This window comes from Streptomyces sp. NPDC054765, from assembly GCF_053612065.1.
Map to the genome: position 1 here is coordinate 1 of NZ_JBSHBP010000102.1, position 19,207 is coordinate 19,207.

The following is a 19,207-nucleotide window of genomic DNA, read 5'->3' on the forward strand; positions in this document are numbered from 1 at the left end:
TCGCGCCGCTCCTGCTTTTTTTTTTTTACCGACCGCGGCCCGCGCCCCTCGGCCCCCCCCGCGCCCGGGGGGGGGGCGCCCCCCGGCCCGTGCCGTGGCCGCCCCGGCAGGTCAGGCGCCCGGCGGCACCCGGGACGGGCGGCCGGAGCCCCGGGTGAAGCGGTAGCCGGCGATACCGGCCAGGGCCGCGAGCACCCCGCCCGCCGCGGTCCAGAGCCAGCGGTCGGACCAGCCACCGGAGGACCAGCCGCCGTCCGGCTCGACCAGGGCCGAGGGCTTCCCGGGAGCGGCGCTCTCCTGGGCCTGCGGGGTTGCGGTGGCGGCGCCGGGCACCAGGGGCGCGGCGAGCGTGCCGTCCACGGCGTGGGCGCCGCCCGTGTCGGCCGTGGTGGCGTCGACCTCGGCGTGTACCGGCAGCCCGAGATCGTCCTTGGGCAGGTCGACGACCGTCAGGCGTACGTAGTAGCTGCCCGGCAGCGGATCGTTCGCCCACGGCTCCGCCCAGGCGCGGACGGTGCGCAGCGTGCAGGACAGCTCGACGGATCCCGCATCCTGGGCCGCGGCCCTGGTCTGGGCGCCGTACATGCACGCCTGACGGCGGCGCAGCCCGTCATAGACATCGAGCTGCCAGGTGGCCGCACCGTGCCGGGCGCTCTGCGGGAGTGTCACCTTGGCCTTGACGGTGGCGCGCCGGCCCGCGTCCACGGGCAGTACCCAGTAGAGGTAGTCGCCGGTGGAGGCGTCGGCCGTGGCCCGCTGATCCGGCTTGATGACGGTTGCCGTACGGAAGGAGGTGCCGGCCTCGGTCGGGGCGGCCGGTTCCGCGTCCGCACCGGTGCTCGGACCGGGGGACGGGCTGTTGGCGACGGCCGGTCCCGCCAGGGCGAAGAGGCCGGCGCCGGCCAGCACTGCGGTCATCAGGGTGCGTACGGTGCGCATCAGTTGGTCCTCCAGACGGTGACGCGCCAACGGGAGATCCAGCCCCACAGCAGACCGGCGACCAGTCCGCTGAGAGCCAGTGAGACCAGCAGCCACCAGCCGTGTCCGAGGCCGAAGAAGGCCGCGTCGGAGGCGTCATCGGGCCCGTCCACCAGGTCGACGGTCAGCTCGACGGGCAGGCCCGGGTCGGTCTTGACCGAGGCCGGTGCCGAGAAGGAGTTGCTGACCTGCAGACAGATGGTCTCCGCCGCAGGTGCGTCATCGTGAGAGGAGGTGAGCGGCGCCTTCGGGTAACGCAGCCCGGAGGAGATCACATCCGTACGGCCGTTGCCGGCCTCCGAGCCGCGGACGATCTCCCGGCCGTGCACGGTCGAGGCCTGCAGCAGGACCCCGTAATCGTTGTTCACCGCGCGGTCGGCGGCGACGCTCACCGAAGCGCGCAGTTCCTGGCCGGGCCGGACGGCCACCCGGTACCAGCGGTGCTCGGCGAACTTCTCGCGGTCGCTGTAGAGACCGGCCTTGAGCTCGGGGGCGTCGGCGCACTGCCCGGCCCCCTCGGTCGCCACCGGAGTGACCACGGGATGGGCGGCACGGTCCACCAACTGGTGTACGCGGTCACGAAGTTCCTTGGTGTGCTGTACCGAGGTATAGGTCCCGCCGGTCGCCTCGGCGATACAGCTCAGCTGGTTGCGGGTCTTGGCGTCCGGCAGCAGCCCGAGGGTGTCGACGGTGAGATGGATGCCCTTGGCGGCGATGTCACGGGCCACCTGGCAGGGGTCGAGCGGGGCGCAGGTGTCCTCGCCGTCCGTGATGAGGACGATCCTGCGGCTCGCGTCGCCGCCCTTGAGATCGTCGGCCGCGCCCAGCAGGGCCGGCCCGATCGGCGTCCAGCCGGTGGGGGTGAGCGTGGCCACCGCGGTCTTCGCCTCGGTCCGGTTCAGCGGTCCGACCGGGTAGAGCTGCCGGGTGTCCTTGCAGCCGACTTTCCGGTCCTCGCCGCGGTAGTTGGCCCCGAGGGTGCGTATGCCGAGCTGGACCTCGTCCGGCACCGCGTCCAGTACCTCGTTGAACGCCTGTTTCGCCGCGGCCATCCGGCTCTGCCCGTCGATGTCCCGGGCCCGCATCGAGCCACTGACATCGAGCGTCAACTCGACCTTGGGGGAAGACTTCGCATCCGGTTCACCGGCGGCGGCAGGTGTGGGGGCAAGCGCGACGGTCATCGCGGCCAGCAGGCCGCACACCCCGGCCGCCAGCCGTTTTCTTGTGATCATCGACGGATCGTATGGAGAAACTCCCCGCAGTCCAAAACGGTCCCCAACTGCGGTACGGGGAACGGCCGGTGGCGGGGTGGCCGGCGGCGCGGGACGGCGGCCGGTTTCCGTAGGGCTTTCCCCTGAGCGGCGGGGGACGGGCATGGCAGGCGCCGCCGGGTGCCCCGCTCAGGTCACTGCCGCAGCCATCCGCCGTACGGCCTCGGTGACCAGCTCGGGTGAGGTCGCCAGGTTGAGCCGGACGTGACCGGCGCCGCCGGTGCCGAAGCTGGTGCCGGGGCTGAGGGCTACCCTCCCGCGGGCGAGAAAGACCGCGGCGGGGTCGTCACCGAGGCCGAGCGGGCGGCAGTCGAGCCAGGCGAGATAGGTGCCGGCGGCGGGCCGGTAGCGGACCCCGGGTAGCCGCTCCGCCAGCAGGCCGGCGAGCAGCCGGCGGTTGTCGTCGAGGCCGCTGCGCACCGCGTCGAGCCAGTCGCCGCCGTCCCGCAGGGCGGCGGTGTGGGCGATGATGCCGAGGTGGCTGGGGCCGTGGCTGACCTCTTCCGGGAGGCGGGCCAGATCGCCGGCCGCGGCGGGGCCGGCGACGGCGAGCGCGGCCTTGATACCGGCCAGGTTCCACGCTTTGGAGGCCGACATCAGCGACAGTCCGTTCTCCGCCCCGGGGACGCTCAGATAGGGCACGAACGCGGTGTCAAGGGCCGTCACGGGGGCGTGGATCTCGTCGGCGACGACCCGTACGCCGTATCTGTCCGCCAGTGCGGCGACGGCGGCCAGTTCCCCGGCGCCGTGCACCGTGCCGGTGGGGTTGTGCGGGCTGCACAGCAGGTACGCGGCCCGGCCCCCGCCCGCGACGGCGTGCCGGAACGCCGCCTCCAGCGAGGCGGTATCGATCCGCAGATCCTCGCCCAGCGGCGCTTCCACCACCCGCCGGTCCATATGCGTCACGAACTGGTAGAACGGCGGATAGACGGGGCAGTTGACGACCACCGGGTCCCCCGGGCCGGTGAGCAGCTTGAGCACCTCGACGATGCCCAGCATCACATCGGGCACGATCGCCGTGTGCTCCACGACGAGCCCGTCCCAGTCCCAGCGCGCCCGTGCGAAGCCGGCCAGGGCCTGCGCGTACGCCGTCCCCGCCGGGTAGCCCGTGTCGCCGAGCGCAAGCGCATCCGTGATCGCCTGTACGACCGGCGGGGCGAGCGGCGCATCCATCTCCGCCACCCACAGCGGCAGCACATCGTCCGGGTAGGCGCGCCACTTCAAGCTCGTCCGCAGACGCAGTGCGTCGAGGGAGAGCCGGCGCAGGGGGCTGGTGTCGTCGGGGACGGCACGCGCCACGGGTTCCATGAGGCCAAAATAGACAGGTTGCCGGCGAAGGGCAGAGGGGAACGGCCGTCGTCGTCGGCGGGGCTGTGGTCACCGGGGCCCGGACCCGCGGTCGGGCGGTGCGTGCCGGGGCTGCGCATCCCCGTGGGCGCGGGGCAGCGGTCAGGTCGCGGTGAGGACCAGCGCGGCCTGGTCATCGGGTGTGGCACGGCCCGCGAACGCGGTCACCGCGGTGTGGACGGCCTCGATCAGCGCGGCCGCGCCGGACGTCGTGGCGGGGAGGGCGAGGAGGGTCTCGGCCAGACGCTGTTCGTCGAAGAACTCGCCGGTGGCGGAGCGGGCCTCGGTGATGCCGTCGGTGACCAGTACCAGGCTGTCGCCCGGGGAGAGGTCGAGCCGGCAGGGCGCGCCGTCGAATGCGGGGCCGATCCCCAGGAGCAGGCCCGACTGGACGAGTTGTTCGACCGTGCCGTCGGTGCGGCGGACGAGCGGCGGGACGTGGCCGGCGCGGATCAGCTCCAGTGCGAGGTGGGATGCGGTGTGCCGCAGTTCGCCGTAGACGAGTGAGACGAAGTAGTCCTCGTGGAGGGCGCTCCCGGTCAGTGCGGTGTCGATGGCGGCGACCACGGCCGCGGGGTCGTGCAGCAGCCGCGCGGCGGCGCGTGCGGTGTGGCGGACCATGCCGGTGGTGGTGGCGGCCAGCGCGCCGCGCCCGCACACATCGCCGATCATGAACGCCCAGCGGTCGTCGGGGAGCGGGAAGACGTCGTAGAAGTCGCCGCCGACGTCGAGCCCCTCGCCTGCGGGGTGGTAGGACGCCGCCAGATCGGCGCCGGGAATCCTGGGCAGCTCCGGTGGCAGCAGCCCGGCCTGGAGGTCGCGGGCCAGCTGCACGCGGTCGCTGAACTGGTGGGCGTTGTCGGCGCTGGAGGCGGCCCGGCGGGCCAGCTCCTCGGCGAGGGCGATGACATGGCCGTCCAGCGGCCGGGCGGTGGCCAGGAGGGTCAGGGCGCCGAAGGTACGGCCACGGGTGGCCAGCGGGACGCAGACATAGCCGGTGACGCCGGGCAGCGCGGGGCGGCCGCCGGGCGAGGCGCCGGAGCGGTCCGTCTCCGTGACGCCGCAGGACAGGACACGGGCGACCGCCGCGTCGACCCGGTCGCGCAGCACGGGGGAGGCGAGCAGGGCCTCGTCGGCCCGGGAGGCGGCGGCCACGGCGATCTGCTGCGTCCGGCCGTCCTCGATCGCATGGACGCTGCACAGCGGCGCGAGGGTCGGCACGGTCAGCCGGGCCAGGCGCTGCAGACAGTCGGTGTAGTGCAGCTCGCGGGTGATGGCCGTGCTGGCGTCCAGTACGAAGGCCAGGTCCTCACGGGCCTCCTGCTCCCGCTTCCGGGCGGCGCGGCCGGCCTCCATGGCCTGGTGGCGCTCGATGGCCAGCGCGGCGATACGGGCGAACGCGGCACTGAGGGCCACGTCCTTGTTCTCGGGGGCCTTGGGGGTGCGGTGGTACATCGCAAAGGTGCCCAGCAGCCGGTCGTCCGCCCCCAGGATCGGGGTGGACCAGCACGCCGCGAGCCCGGCCCGCGCGGCCAGCTCCCGGAAGTCCTCCCACCGGTGATCGGTGGCGATATCGGTGACGATCACCGGGACGCGCAGATGTGCGGCTGTGCCGCACGAGCCCATGTCGGGACCGATGGCTATCCCGTCGATCGCCTCGTTGTAGAAGGCGGGCAGCCCCGGGCCGGTGCCGTGCCGCAGATGCCGGCCGTCGGGGTCGGCCAGCAGCACCGAGACGATCAGCTCCGGCGACAGTTCCTCGATCGCCCGCGCCATGCCGGTCAGGATGTCGCCCAGCGGGGCGTCACGCGCGATCTGCTCCAGCAGGATGCGCTGTTCGGCCGCGAGGAGCTGGGCGTGGTGGTAGACGGTGGTTTCCACCGCGATCACGACCACCCCGTCGACCTCGCCCGCCGCGTCCCGGCGGGGCTCGTAGGCGAAGTCGAAGAACCCCTCCCGTTCCGCCCCCGGCGCACCCAGCACCAGTCGCGCGCCGCGGGCCCGGAACGCGGTGCCGGTGCGGTACACCCCGTCGAGCCGGTCGATGACGCCCTGCGGCGCCAGCTCCGGAATCAGCTCCGCGAGCGGCAGGCCGGCCCGCGTACGGTCGCCGCCGAATGCCTCGAAGAACGCCGGATTCGCCGCCTCCAGCAGGTGCGACGGGCCGCTGAGCGCAGCGAAGATCACCGGAGCCTGATCGAACAGGTCCTCGTATTCCTCGCTCCGCCGGGACGTGGGCCTGGGATGTGCGGTGACCGTGCCGAGGCGATCCGGCTGTAGGGACATGACAGGCCGCCCTCTCTCGTGCGCACCGACCGCGGCGCCCGTCCACCTCCCACTCTGGCACACCGCTCCGAGGATTCCAGGCCACGGCGGTCAGGGTCACCGAGCGGATCGGCCCGGCAACGCGCTGAAGCCCCCGGCCGTCCTCTGTGCCGCGGTTCGTCCCGGCTTTGTGCCGCGGTTCGTCCCGGCGGCTGACGGGGCCGTTCGGTGTACCCGTTCCCCGGTCTCGGAAGGGTTGACGCCCGAGATGTCCCTTTACTCCCGTACGGTCCTGGTGGCCGGTGCGCCTCCGGCGCCGGCCGGTGGCGCCCCGAGCCGCCCGGCAGCCCGCCGGTCCCGGCGCCGGTGACCTTCCGCTCAGCCGCCCCGCCGCCACCGCCCGCCGCCCCGGCGCCACCGCCCGCCGCCCCGGCGCCACCGCCCCGCCGCAGGCCGCGACCACCCGAGGACCCCTTGTGCTCGAACTCGCCCCGGACCAACTCCCCCCGCTCACCCGCTGGTTCACCGCCGGAGCCCCGGGGACGGCGGCGCTGGCCGAACACGTACGGGCCTGCGGCACCGGCCGCTGGTGGGCCGACCGCGTCACCGGTCCCCGTGCCCTGGCCGTGGCCTGCGCGGACCACGTACTCCTCCGCGGCGACCCCAGGGCCCTGGCCCCGGATGCCCTCGCCGTCTTCGGCGCGCACCATGTGCAGGCCCCCGCCCGCTTCCTGCCGGCCCTGGGCAGCGCCTTCGACCTGGTCGTGCCCTGGGAGCGGATGCTGTATCTGCACCGGGTGCCCGTACCGGTGCCGCGCATCCCGGACGGTGTGACGGTGCGTCGGCTGGTACCGGGGGACGCACCGGCGCTGGCCGCGGCTCTCGCCCCGGACGCGGGGTGGGTCCACGCCAGCTGGGGCGGACCGGCCCATCTCGCCGCCTCCGGACTCGGCTGGGCGGCCGTCCGCAACGACGCCGTCCGCGCTGTTGCCTGTACCTACTTCCGTGGCACCAGGTACGAGGACATCGCCTGTTTCACGGTCCCCGAGCACCGCCGTCAGCACCTGGCCCTGGCCTGTGTGACCGCCCTGTGCCGGGACATCGCCACCCGCGGCCGCACCCCGAGCTGGACCTGCTCCCGCGACAACCGCCGCAGCCGGCTCCTCGCCTGGACCGCGGGATTCCGCCTGGCGCACGAGTATGTGCACCACCTCACCGGAAAGCCGGCCCGCCGGGACGCGGGGCTCCCCGTCTGAACGCCCCCCTGCCGCCGCGTCCCCGGGGACACGCCACGCCACACCGCCGAACACCACGGCGACGACGCCCGGACTCCGTACGCTGACGTGGCCGTCTCGCCGATGGCCGGATGCTTTCGCGGTACGACAGGAGCACACGATGGCCGCCTCCGCCGGTTCTCCTCCCGAGGACGCAGCACGGCAGCGCTTGCGCGCATGGATGCTGGAGGGCCTGGCCGACATGGCCAAGCAGCACCCGGGGCCGCACGCCGCGCCCGAGAGCTCCCACCGTGGACAGCGCTGGTGGCGGGTGATGTGCCTGACGGGCGTGGACTACTTCTCGACACTCGGTTATCAGCCGGGCATCGCCGCGCTGGCCGCCGGCGCGTTGTCGCCGGTCGCCACCCTCGTCCTCGTCCTGGTGACGCTGGCCGGCGCGCTGCCGGTCTACCGCCGGGTGGCCAGGGAGAGCCCGCACGGCCAGGGCTCGATCGCGATGCTGGAGCGGCTGCTGTCCTTCTGGCAGGGCAAGCTGTTCGTACTGACACTGCTGGGCTTCGCCGCCACCGACTTCCTCATCACCATCACGCTGTCGGCCGCCGACGCGGCCACCCATCTGGTGGAGAACCCGCATCTCACCAGCACCCTGCACAACAGCCAGCTGGTGATCACGCTGATCCTCGTCGCGCTGCTCGGCGCGGTGTTCCTCAAGGGCTTCCTGGAGGCGATCGGCGTGGCGGTCGTGCTGGTGGGCCTCTATCTGCTGCTCAACGCGGTCGTGGTCGTCGTCGGACTGTGGCACGTGGTCACCGCGGCGCATGTCGTCACGGACTGGTCCCATGCGCTGACCACCGAGCACGGCAGCGTCCTGGCGATGGTCGGGGTGGCGCTGCTCGTCTTCCCGAAGCTGGCGCTGGGCCTGTCCGGGTTCGAGACCGGGGTGGCCGTCATGCCCCATATCGAGGGCGACCCCGACGACACCGAGGAGCGCCCCACGGGCCGGATCCGCGGTGCGAAGAAACTGCTCACCACCGCCGCCGCGATCATGAGCGTCTTCCTCATCATCACCAGCTTCGTCACGACCCTGCTCATCCCGGAGGACGCGTTCCGGCCCGGCGGGCCGGCCAACGGGCGCGCCCTGGCCTATCTGGCCCATGAATACCTGGGCTCCGTCTTCGGCACGGTCTACGACGCCTCCACCATCGCCATCCTCTGGTTCGCCGGCGCCTCGGCCATGGCCGGCCTGCTGAACCTGATGCCCCAATACCTGCCGCGCTACGGGATGGCGCCCCACTGGGCGCGGGCGGTCCGCCCGATGGTGCTGGTCTTCACCCTGGTTGCCTTCCTCGTGACCTGGCTCTTCAACGCCGATGTGGACGCCCAGGGCGGCGCCTACGCCACCGGTGTCCTGGTCCTGATCAGCTCCGCCGCGATCGCCGTGACCATCACCGCACGGCGTGCCCGCGAGCGCGGCTGGACGATCGGCTTCGCCGTGATCTCCGTGGTCTTCCTCTACACCACCGTGGCGAACGTCATCGAACGCCCCGACGGGGTGAAGATCGGTGCCTGCTTCATCGCCGGGATCATCCTGCTGTCGTTCCTCTCCCGCCTCGCCCGCGCCTTCGAGCTGCGGGTGACCAGTGTCGTGCTCGACCGGATGGCCGAGCGGTTCATCCGCGACGCCGCCCATCGCAAGATCCGGTTCATCGCCAACGAGCCCGACCGGCGTGATCTGTTCGAGTACCGCGACAAACTCCAGCAGATCCGCACGGACAACGACCTCCCGGCCGACGACGACTTCATCTTCGCCGAGGTCACCGTCAGCGACCCGTCCGAATTCGAGAGCGAACTACGGGTACGGGGCGAGGTGCTGCACGGCCGCTACCGGGTCCTCGTCCTGGAGAGCTCCACCATCTCCAACGCGCTGGCCGCGCTGCTGCTGCACGTTCGCGACACCACCGGGGCACGGCCGCACATCTACTTCGAGTGGACCGAGGGAAACCCCTTCGCGCAGTTCCTCCGCTTCTTCCTCTTCGGCCAGGGCGAAGTCGCCCCCGTCACCCGCGAGGTCCTGCGCGAGGCCGAACCCGACCGCGACCGCCGCCCCCGCGTCCACGTCGGCTGACCGGACACCGCTGCGGTCCGCCGGCCGGTACCCGGTACGGCTGGACCCGGCAGGCACGCCTCAGCGCACGAGGACGCAATCGCCGCACACGGCGCCCGCCGCGTCCGGTGCGGCCCGGTAGATCAAGCAGCAACTCCGCCGCCGGAAGCGCCCGTTGCCGTCCTCCAGGGTGTGGGCATCCCTGAGCCGCGGTTGGTGCAGCAACCGCAGGGCCGCGGTACGGGCGGGCCGGGCCAGGGCCGGTGCCGCCGACGCGATGCCCGCGGCCGCGCCGTGCACGGCCGAGGCCACATTGCCCCACAGAACGTGCCGGGAGACCGAGAACGCCGCGACGGCGTCGACCAGTTCGCGGACCGGCCCGTCCAGCAGGCCCCCGGCGGCACCGGTACCGGTACCGGCGAGCGCGCCGCCCGTGGCGACGGCGGCCACCGTCTCGCGCGGCAGTGACAGGGCGAACGCCCCGCCCAGGCCGGACCGCCACCGCAGATCGCCCAGCGCGGGCGTCCGCGGCGGCAGCGCGCCGCTCAGCGCGGCCAGGCCGAGCAGCGGCGAGACGGCCCGCGCCACCAGCCCCAGGTGCGCCACCGATGCGGCCACCCGCACCTCGACGGTCTCGGCCGGTCTGCCGCTGCCGGCGGCGAGCGAGGCACGCACCGAGGTGATCCGCTCCCGCAGGACGCCGCTCCCCTCCTGCGCCACCTCGCTCAACCTCCGCCAGGGCGGCACGAGTTCCGACTCCGCGTCGTGCATTCCGAAGGCGAAGAACGGCCCGAGAGCCGAGACCTGTTCCTGCAACGCGGCAGTGGATTCCGTCATGACGTGCCTGTCTGTTTCCGGTGGTGCGGGGGCGGGCGGAGCCGGCTGCCCGGCATCCGGGCGCTGCCGGGGCGGCGCGGTACGGGGCGGAGCGCGGTTCACCTCCCCTGGCGGTAGAGATCGGTCAGCAGCGCGACGGCGGCATGCGTCGCCGGATGCGGATCATGGCGTCGCCAGATGAGGTGGACCGCGATGGGCGCGGCGTCACGCAGCCGGCGGAAGACGATCCCGTCGCGCCGGTACTGGTTGGCGGTGCTCTCGGGCGTGATGCCGACGGTGCGTCCGGTGGCGATCAGCGTGAGCCAGTCATCGATGTCCTGGGTGTGTTCGACGACGGGGCGCGCTGCTGCGGGCCACAGGTCGGCCGTGGTGGTGCCGGTACGCCGGTCGATGAGGACAGTGCGCTCGCGGATGTCGGCCAGGGGGATGGCGCGGCGCCTGGCCCAGGGGTCGTCGGCGGCCATGGCGCAATAGCGGCGTTCATGGCCGACGACGGCGCTGGCGAAACGCGCGTCATCGAAGGCGGTACGGACCACGGCGAGGTCGCACAGGCCCTCCGCCAGCCCGCCGGTGGCCGAGTTGGTACGGATCAGATGCAGCTCGACGTCGGGACAGCGGGCCGCCCAACGGCGCTGGTACTCGGCGGTGTGCCGTCCCATGGCCGACCATGCGTGCCCGATGCGCAGCCGGGTATGGCCGGTGGTGGCCTCGCGGATGAGGTTGTCGGCCTCGGCCAGCACCTTCCGGGCCCGCGCCAGCACCTGGACACCGGCGGTGGTGGGGATGACGTTCCGGCTGGTGCGGTGCAACAGCCGCACCCCCAGGGAGTCTTCGAGCGAACTGAGCGTGCGGGACACCGCAGCCTGGGAGATCCCGAGGTCGATGGCGGCATCGGTGAAGCCACCGGCATCGACGATCGCCACCAGACAACGCAGATGTCGCAGTTCCATGGGCAGATCCATAACTACAGCGCATTGATGGGTACGTGCATGCATTTTACGTATGGATACCCGCGGGCGGATGCTGCCGTGCATGAGAAGGAGCACGGAAGGCCGTTCGTCCCCCGCGACCGCTCAGGGGGGACCGGCGGCGCGCCCGGCCCGCGCGGCGGGGGTGGCGATGATGTTCGGGAGCGGGCTCTCCAACCAGATCGGCGCCGCCACCGGAGCGCTGGCGTTTGCGGTGATCGGACCGGCGGGGGTGGTGGCCGTACGGCAGTGGGTGGCCGGGCTCGTCCTCATGGCGGTGGGCCGGCCGCGGCTGCGCTCCTTCACCTGGCGGCAGTGGTGGCCGGTGCTGTGCCTGGCGGCGGTGTTCGCCACGATGAACCTGTCCCTCTACACGGCGATCGACCGCATCGGCCTGGGCCTGGCGGTGACCCTGGAGTTCCTCGGGCCGCTGGCGGTGGCCCTGGCCGCCTCCCGCCGCCTGGCGGACCTGCTGTGCGCCCTTGTCGCCGGAGCGGCGGTGGTCCTGCTGACCCGCCCGCAGCCGGCCACCGATTACGCCGGCATCGCGCTGGGCCTGCTCGCCGCCGTGTGCTGGGCGTGCTACATCCTGCTCAACCGCCTCGTCGGCGCCCGCCTGCCGGGCGTCGAAGGCTCCGCCACGGCTGCCGGCGTCTCCGCCCTGCTGTACCTGCCCGTCGGCATCACCGTGCTCGCCCACCACCCGCCGACCGCGAACGCCGTGGGATACGCGGCCGTCGCCGGCATCCTCTCCTCCGCCGTCCCCTTCCTCGCCGACCTGCTCGCGCTGCGCCGGGTCCCCGCCCGCTTCTTCGGCATCTTCATGAGCGTCAACCCGGTCCTCGCGGCGCTGGTCGGCCTCGTCGTCCTGGGCCAGACGCTGCAAGCGGTCGACTGGCTGGCCATCGCGGCCATCGTGCTGGCCAACACCGTCAGCATCCTGGCTTCCGGCTCGCGCACCCCGGCCCCACCCGGCGACCGCGGCTCGGTGCTGGTCGCCTCCTCCGACTCCGCCGTGGCGGCAGCGAGTGCCGCGGTGGCTGATCCCGTGGCGTCGCCCGGCCGACGGACCGGCTCGGCGCCGCGGTATGACACCTGCTGAGCGGCGCAACCGTCCGCGTACCCCCGCCCGTCCCCGTAACCCAGGGCTTCGGAGTGGTCGCGTGACGTCCGGTTTGTGATCATCCGAGGCCGAGGCCGAGGTCGAGGCCGAAGCCAAAGCCGAAGCCGAGGAGCGCGAGGGGGCGGCGGGGGTCGCGGGCGTTGCGGCGGAGCCCGGCCGCGCTGTGGTTTCACTCCGGCCGCCCGGACGGCTCCGATCCGCATGCAGCCTGAACCACCCCATGATCCACAGGGGTTGACAATTGCTCCATCCCGGCTTCGGAAGAAGCTCCGCAGACAGCTCACCTCGCTTCCCTGGCGCTCCTCCCGGTCCGGGACCGCCGCCGGACGGAGCGGCGGCCACCACCACGTGAAACTTCCGCCGATGGGTTCTAACCTGGAGGGATGGGCGGTGACTTGCTCACCCTGTTCCTCTGCGGCGATGTCATGCTCGGACGTGGCATCGACCAGATCCTTCCGTACCCCGTGGACCCGGCGCTGCGCGAGGACTACGTCCGGGACGCCCGGTTCTATGTCGAGCTGGCGGAGGCGGCGAACGGTCCCGTTCCCCGTCCGGCCGGGTTCGCCTGGCCCTGGGGGGACGCGCTGAAGGTGCTCGATGACGCCGCGCCCGCCGCCCGGGTGCTCAATCTGGAAACCGGCGTCACAGCACACGCGGAATTCGCCCCCGGCAAGGGAATCCACTACCGGATGCACCCCGCGAACCTTCCCTGTCTGACCGCGGCCCGCCCCGACGTCTGCGTACTGGCCAACAACCACGTCCTGGACTTCGGCCGCCGCGGACTGACCGACACCCTCGATGCTCTGGCGGGGGCGGGGCTGCGCACGGCCGGGGCGGGCGCGGACGCCGACGCGGCGGGCCGGCCGGCCGTCCTTCCTCTCGCGGACGGCCGCCGGATCCTGGTCTTCGCCCTCGGGATGCCGTCCAGTGGCATCCCGAGGGAATGGGCCGCGAGCGGGGACCGGGCCGGCGTCAACCTGGTGACCGGGCCCTCGCCTGCCGCCGCGGCCGGGATCGCCGGCCGGGTACGCCAGCGGAAACGGCCGGGCGATGTCGCGGTGGTCTCCGTCCACTGGGGTGCCAACTGGGGCTACCGCGTGTCCCGTGCCGAGGCCGCCTTCGCGCACGCCCTTCTCGACGGCGGGGTGGATGTCCTCCACGGCCACTCCTCGCACCATCCCCGCGCCCTGGAGACGTACCGGGGGAAGCTCGTGATGTACGGGTGCGGTGACTTCATCGATGACTACGAGGGCATCACCGGCTACGAACGGTACCGGGACGACCTGCGGCTGCTCTGTCTCGTCTCGGTGGACCCGGACACCGGCCGGCTCCACGAGGTGCGGATCATCCCGCTGCAGGCCCGGCGGCTGCGGCTGTGGCACGCCTCGCAGCAGGACTCCCGGTGGCTGCGGGCACTCCTCGACCGGATCACGGCCGGCTTTTGCCCTTGTGCCGCCACGCCGGAGGGCACACTCATCCTCCGCCCTTCGTAGGCCGCCTGGCCGAACTCGGCGCCGAGCCGGGCCCAGAGCGCGTCGTCGATGTCGTGGCCGGTGTGCAGGGCGTCGGCGATGTCCAGGAGAAGCCGGTCGCCTTCGGCCGTCCAGCAGGGGTCGGTACGTGAGCCATGGGCTGGGCCGCCGCACTCGACCAGGCGCCGCCCGGCACCCCGGACCCGGACCCGGACCCGAAGCCGTAGGTGCCGCCTGCTGCCGGACGGTCACCACAGCCGGCGGCGCCGGACGGCGCGAAGTATGGCCGGACGTCTGCTCAAGGAGCGGTGGGGGAGCCTCTCAGGGCAGCAGAGTGTCCAGGAAGACGTTGGAGAACACCCGTGCCGGGTCGTAGGAGTTCAGGGTGTCCCGGGCCGTGTGCCAGTCCTCGAACGCGGTCGGCACGGTGCCGCCCAGCGTGGCGGGGTCCGTCCACGGGCCGCCGTCCGTGTAGGCCCAGCCCTTGGACCACTCGGGTCGCACGGTCGCATACGAGCCGGTGTACGTCTGCCAGATCCACTGCTCCAGCTCGCGGAAGAAGGGGGCCGCCCCGGGGGTGCCGGGGTAGGTGGCGAAGTCGAGCCACACGACGGTGTCCCACTCGGGGTGGTCGGCGCGGGCCCGCGCCGGGGAGAGAAGGGGGCCGTCGAGGGGGTCCGTGCCGGTGATACGCAGCTCGATCGGGCCGTTGACCGGATAGGAACCCCGGCCCTGATGAGCGGTCAGCACACTCTGGTAGCGGGCGTAGAAGTCACCCACCACACGCTGCACATTCGCCCGGGACGTCAGCACCGCCCACCCCGCTTCGACGATCCGCAGCGTCGTCGGCTCGACATACAGCAGGGTGTTCTTCGACCAGCCCCAGACGTCCCAGGTGCCGGTGACGATCAGCCCGGATCCGACGATCGACATGGCGAGTTTGGTGAAGGCGGGCGTCTTGTCGCCCCCGCCCGCGGCGATCTCCCCGAGCAGCCCCGACATCTCTTCGGTGACCCGGTTGGCGAAGGTGTAGGCGTACGGGGCGTCGATCTGCTTGGCGAGCAGCGGCTTGGCCGGTGCCGTGCTCCACACCTTCAGCCAGGGCACATCGGTGAACGGGAACCAGATCGCCTCGATACGTCCGGTGCTCTCCAGGTAGGAGCTGATCGTGCGGCCGCCCGTGCCGGGCGGACCGAAGACGGTGCCCACGTTCACATCGAACCAATTCTGGCAGCGCAGGCGGGTGTTGGCCGCCGCGGTCATGGTCACCTCGGTGACGAATGCGCGGCCCAGATGGACCAGGAAGGCGCGGATGTCCGGGTCGGAGCGGGTGAAGGTCTTGAGCGCATAGCGGCCCTCCGTCGCGCTCCACACCACGGCGGTGAGGGAGGTGACCAGGGAACTCAGGGTGCCGAAGCCGGAGCCTGCGGGCGGATGTTCGGTGGCGGTGGGCAGCCCCGTGCCGTGGCCGCCGATGGCGAGCACCCCGCCGATGGTGAGGTCGCCGGGCGCGGTGGTGGTCGCGAGGCCGAGACCTGCCTCCTCCAGGCGGGCGAGGATGGTGTCGAGGGTCGCGCCCGTCTGCGCCGTGACGCTCCCGGGGCCGCCGCCGCGCACGCTGACCGCGGTGAGGTGGGAGGTGGTGTCGACGATGACCGTCCGGTTGGTGTCGGCACCGGCGGGCACCACCAGCGGTGACCAGGTGTGGCCCTTGCCCCGGGCCCGTAGCCGGTAGCCCTGCTCATGAGCCCAGTTGGCGAGGGTGACCACATCGTCCGGGGTCCGGGCGGAGGCCGTCCAGACGCCCTCGACGATGATCTCCAACGACCAGTTCCGGAAGGCCTGTTGGGAGAGCGGGATGTCCGGGGGAAAGCCGGGTGGAGGAGTGAGGGTGGCAGCGGCGCTGCCCGCGGGGATGCGGTGGGCGGGCTGTAGCCCGGCCGCCGCGGCGAGCCCCGCGGCGGCGGCCCCGGTCAGCAGCGTGCGGCGGGTGAAGGATGCTCTTCGAGCGCTGTCGTCGGACATGGCTGTCCTTCCGGCACGCGGCGCGCCGGCCCCGCTGCACCGCGCACGGATCGTAGGGGTGAGACCGTACGAGCGCCCCGGTGCGGTGGGGGTGTGCCGGAAGAGTAAGGTGACGGGCCATCAGTTGCAATGGCTGCCTGGAATACCGTTGCCCGGCGGGCCGGGGAGCGGCCGGACGGAGACGTCGAGTGGCTCGGGACCGGCATCTACCAGCGGTGCCAGCGGTGCCAGCGGTACCAGCGGCCGCGCCGGCCACCCGCGCAGATCGAGCCACAGATCAAGCCACGGAGCAATCACCACGGAGCAGTCACCACGGAACAATCACCACGGAAGAATGGCGGATCGGACCGCGCTGATCTCACGGGCCGGCGGGCGGTTCGCCGGCCACGGTCACCTGCGCGGGGCGCAACAGACGGTCGCCGACGCGGTAGCCCTGGCGGAGGACCGCGGTGCAGGTGGCGACTTCCAGCTGGTCGTCGGGGGTGTAGGTGACGGCCTCGTGGATCAGCGGGTCGAAGGGGGCGCCCGCCGCGCCGAAGGTCTGGAGACCCAGTGCCCCCAGCTCGGTTTCCAGCGCCTGGGCGACGCGCTGGAAACCACCGGTGACCTCGCCCTGCTCCCTGGCCTCGGCAAGGGAGTCGAGCACCGGCAGCAACCGGCTCAGCACATTGGCCACGGCGATCTCGCCGACCGCCAGGCGGTCGCGGTGGACCCGCTTGCGGTAGTTGTCGTACTCGGCCTTCAGCCGCTGCAGATCGGCCGTACGCTCCCGGAGCTCGGCGCACAGCACCGCTTCCGGCGGCACGGACCGCGCGGAGGGCTGGGCATGGCCGGCCGGCCGGTCGACGTCCCGCTCGTGACCGGGCGTTCCTTCGGCCTCGCTGTCCTGGTCCCCCCGGCCGGGCGCCCCACCAGGGGCCCGGCTGTCCCCGGGCGGCTGCCCCGTGCTCTGCGCAGTCTCCTCCTCCGCCGGGGTCGCCCGGGACGGGGCCGTGCCGGGGCTTGCCTCCGGCCCGTGTCCGACGATGGCCAGCGGCGGCTGAGACAGGCCACGCACGTTGGTCGGACGGTTCATCGTGAGCCTCCCTCCTGCCTGTCGTCGTCGATGATCTCCGCATCGACGACATCGTCCTGGTCGCCGGTGGCCGCGCCCGGTCCCCCTTCGCCGGAGCCGCCGGCGGCCGCGTCGGAGCCCTGTGCCTGGGCCTGCGCCTGGGCGTCCGCGTACATGGCCTGGCCCAGCTTCTGGGAGACGGTCGCGAGCTTCTCGGTGGCGGTACGGAGCTCCGCGGTGTGGTCGTCGTCCGCGGGCTCGGCCTTGAGCTTCTCCTTCACGTCGCCGATGGCGGTCTCGACCTCGGTCTTGATCTCACCGGGGACCTTGGCCTCGTTGTCCTTGAGGAACTTCTCGGTCTGGTAGACGAGCTGCTCGGCCTGGTTGCGGGTCTCCGCGGTCTCGCGCTTGCGGCGGTCTTCCTCGGCGTGGTGCTCGGCATCCCGCACCATCCGGTCGATGTCGTCCTTCGGCAGTGAGGAGCCGCCGGTGACGGTCATCTTCTGCTCCTTGCCCGTGCCCAGGTCCTTCGCGGTCACGTGCATGATGCCGTTGGCGTCGATGTCGAAGGAGACCTCGATCTGCGGGACGCCTCGCGGGGCCGGCGGCAGACCGGTCAGCTGGAACATCCCGAGCTTCTTGTTGTACGCCGCGATCTCACGTTCGCCCTGGTAGACCTGGATCTGCACGGACGGCTGGTTGTCCTCGGCCGTCGTGAAGATCTCGGAGCGCTTGGTCGGGATCGTGGTGTTGCGTTCCAGGAGCTTGGTCATGATGCCGCCCTTGGTCTCGATACCGAGGGACAGCGGGGTGACGTCCAGCAGGAGGACGTCCTTGACCTCACCCTTGAGGACGCCGGCCTGGAGGGCGGCGCCGACCGCCACGACCTCGTCCGGGTTGACGCCCTTGTGCGGATCCTTGCCGGTCAGCTCCTTGACCAGCTCGGTCACCGCGGGCATCCGGGTCGAGCCACCGACCAGGATCACATGATCGATGTCGGAGACCTTGATCCCGGCGTCCTTCACCGCGTTGTGGAACGGGGTCTTGCACCGTTCCAGAAGGTCGGCGGTCAGCTGCTCGAACTGCGAGCGGGTGAGCTTCTCGTCCAGGTGCAGCGGCCCGTCGGCCGACGCGCTCACATACGGCAGATTGATCGTGGTCTCGGTGGCAGCGGACAGTTCGATCTTGGCTTTCTCGGCGGCCTCCCGCAGCCGCTGGGTGGCCATCTTGTCCCGGGAGAGGTCGACGCCGTAGGCGTTCTTGAACTGTTTGGTCAGGTGATCGACGATCCGCTGGTCCCAGTCGTCGCCGCCCAAGTGGGTGTCGCCGTTGGTGGCCTTCACCTCGACGACGCCGTCGCCGATCTCCAGCAGCGAGACGTCGAAGGTGCCGCCGCCGAGGTCGAAGACCAGGATCGTCTGGTCGTTCTCCTTGTCGAGGCCGTAGGCCAGCGCGGCGGCGGTCGGCTCATTCACGATCCGCAGCACCTTCAGGCCGGCGATCTCGCCGGCCTCCTTGGTCGCGGTGCGCTGGGCGTCATTGAAGTACGCCGGAACGGTGACCACGGCATCCGTGACATCCTCGCCCAGGTATTCCTCGGCATCGCGCTTGAGCTTCTGCAGCACCCGCGCGGAGATCTCCTGCGCGGTGTAGCGCTTGCCGTCGATGTCACCGCTGTCCGGGAAACGCCACTGTGCCTCGCCCATGTGGCGCTTGACCGACCGCGCGGTCCGGTCGACGTTGGTCACGGCCTGCCGCTTGGCGACCTCGCCCACCAGTACATCGCCGCCCTTGGCGAAGCCGACCACCGACGGGGTGGTACGGGCCCCCTCGGCGTTGGTGATGACCGTGGGCTCACCGGCCTCCAGCACACTGACCACCGAGTTCGTCGTACCAAGGTCAATACCCACTGCACGTGCCATGGTCTTCTCCTCGTCTTGCGGCCGGCTCCCGGAGCGGCACCGCCCGGCATCGGGATCCGACGCCCGCAGGCCCTGGCCGGCGCAGGCCGGACGCAGAGGCCGGACCGAACTGCCCGAGTGGCCCCGCGGACGCCCCGTAGGCCCTCTCACCTGCTGTTATGGAGAGCGGGCCGACTACGTCATCTGCAGGAAACGCGCATGGAGCGCATCGGTATATCTGTCGTATCCATCACATCTATAAAAATATTCCTCTTCAGGACATATACACCGTATGCCCATACCCCGGTCATGCTCCCGCTGACCGCCGCAGTCGGGTGGCCCGGTGGCGGCAACCGGGCCTGCCGGTATTTCCCGCTCCGCATGATCGTGTTCCGTTCGCCGGAACGATGCGCCGCGTCGGTCCCGACCTACGCCGATCGCCTGCGACGTACGCCGATCACCCGCGACGCACGCCGGCCGCCGTCCCGAACGCGCGCCGTACGGCAGCGGGCGTTGGGGTGGCGGGAGAGGTGCGAACCCCGCTCGGTGGGGGGGGGGGGGGCCCCCCGCGGCCCCCCCGCGGGGGGGGGCCCCCCGCGGGACGCGGGGGCGCGGGGGACGAGGCGG

Annotated in this window: 13 protein-coding genes; 4 read left to right on the forward strand and 9 right to left on the reverse strand. The window is 72.1% G+C overall.

Annotated features, from left to right (window positions below; genetic code table 11):
* Positions 1-111: 111 nt before the first annotated feature.
* The 4 genes from ACWGJY_RS35510 to ACWGJY_RS35525 all read right to left on the reverse strand — a co-directional run bounded on the left by ACWGJY_RS35510 (position 112) and on the right by ACWGJY_RS35525 (position 5,882).
* On the reverse strand, positions 112-939 hold the full coding sequence (locus ACWGJY_RS35510; RefSeq protein ID WP_453265022.1) for a hypothetical protein: 828 nt from the start codon (positions 937-939) through the stop codon (positions 112-114).
* Positions 939-2,210 (reverse strand): VWA domain-containing protein, encoded by a 1,272-nt coding sequence (locus tag ACWGJY_RS35515; RefSeq protein ID WP_453265023.1) that lies wholly within the window; start codon positions 2,208-2,210, stop codon positions 939-941. The genes ACWGJY_RS35510 and ACWGJY_RS35515 overlap by 1 nt, the downstream gene beginning before the upstream one ends.
* A gap of 168 nt (positions 2,211-2,378) precedes the next feature.
* Entirely contained in the window at positions 2,379-3,557 is a 1,179-nt protein-coding gene (locus ACWGJY_RS35520) for a MalY/PatB family protein (protein ID WP_453265024.1), read from the reverse strand.
* A gap of 141 nt (positions 3,558-3,698) precedes the next feature.
* Positions 3,699-5,882 (reverse strand): SpoIIE family protein phosphatase, encoded by a 2,184-nt coding sequence (locus ACWGJY_RS35525; RefSeq protein WP_453265025.1) that lies wholly within the window; start codon positions 5,880-5,882, stop codon positions 3,699-3,701.
* 302 nt (positions 5,883-6,184) lie between these two features.
* Here ACWGJY_RS35525 and ACWGJY_RS35530 point away from each other — a divergent pair, with 302 nt between their 5' ends.
* Positions 6,185-7,117: a GNAT family N-acetyltransferase gene (locus tag ACWGJY_RS35530; RefSeq protein WP_453265026.1), complete on the forward strand. Its 933-nt coding sequence runs from the start codon at positions 6,185-6,187 to the stop codon at positions 7,115-7,117.
* 139 nt (positions 7,118-7,256) lie between these two features.
* Positions 7,257-9,221: an amino acid transporter gene (locus ACWGJY_RS35535; protein ID WP_453265027.1), complete on the forward strand. Its 1,965-nt coding sequence runs from the start codon at positions 7,257-7,259 to the stop codon at positions 9,219-9,221.
* 60 nt (positions 9,222-9,281) lie between these two features.
* On the opposite strand, the gene ACWGJY_RS35540 is transcribed toward ACWGJY_RS35535, so the two are convergent.
* The gene (locus ACWGJY_RS35540; RefSeq protein ID WP_453265028.1) at positions 9,282-10,037 is read right to left on the reverse strand and encodes a (2Fe-2S)-binding protein; all 756 of its coding nucleotides are present in this window, start codon (positions 10,035-10,037) and stop codon (positions 9,282-9,284) included.
* A 98-nt stretch (positions 10,038-10,135) separates the two neighbouring features.
* Positions 10,136-10,987: a LysR family transcriptional regulator gene (locus tag ACWGJY_RS35545; RefSeq protein WP_453265029.1), complete on the reverse strand. Its 852-nt coding sequence runs from the start codon at positions 10,985-10,987 to the stop codon at positions 10,136-10,138.
* An 82-nt stretch (positions 10,988-11,069) separates the two neighbouring features.
* Between ACWGJY_RS35545 and ACWGJY_RS35550 the strand changes: the two genes are divergently transcribed.
* Positions 11,070-12,107 carry an EamA family transporter gene (locus tag ACWGJY_RS35550; protein ID WP_453265030.1) on the forward strand — a complete coding sequence of 346 codons (1,038 nt, stop codon included), beginning with the start codon at positions 11,070-11,072 and terminating at the stop codon, positions 12,105-12,107.
* Between the two features lie 404 nt (positions 12,108-12,511).
* A complete protein-coding gene (locus ACWGJY_RS35555; protein WP_453265031.1) occupies positions 12,512-13,621 on the forward strand; it encodes a CapA family protein in 1,110 nt (369 codons plus the stop codon).
* 300 nt (positions 13,622-13,921) lie between these two features.
* Here ACWGJY_RS35555 and ACWGJY_RS35560 read toward each other — a convergent pair whose 3' ends face one another.
* The 3 genes from ACWGJY_RS35560 to dnaK form a co-directional block, all read right to left on the reverse strand.
* Positions 13,922-15,625, reverse strand: a complete 1,704-nt coding sequence (locus ACWGJY_RS35560) for a cholesterol oxidase substrate-binding domain-containing protein (protein WP_453265032.1) — start codon at positions 15,623-15,625, stop codon at positions 13,922-13,924.
* Positions 15,626-15,983: 358 nt separating this feature from the next.
* Positions 15,984-16,700, reverse strand: a complete 717-nt coding sequence (gene grpE / locus ACWGJY_RS35565; protein WP_453265033.1) for a nucleotide exchange factor GrpE — start codon at positions 16,698-16,700, stop codon at positions 15,984-15,986.
* Positions 16,697-18,601, reverse strand: a complete 1,905-nt coding sequence (gene dnaK / locus ACWGJY_RS35570; protein ID WP_453265034.1) for a molecular chaperone DnaK — start codon at positions 18,599-18,601, stop codon at positions 16,697-16,699. Before dnaK ends, grpE begins: the two co-directional genes overlap by 4 nt.
* Positions 18,602-19,207: the final 606 nt, after the last annotated feature.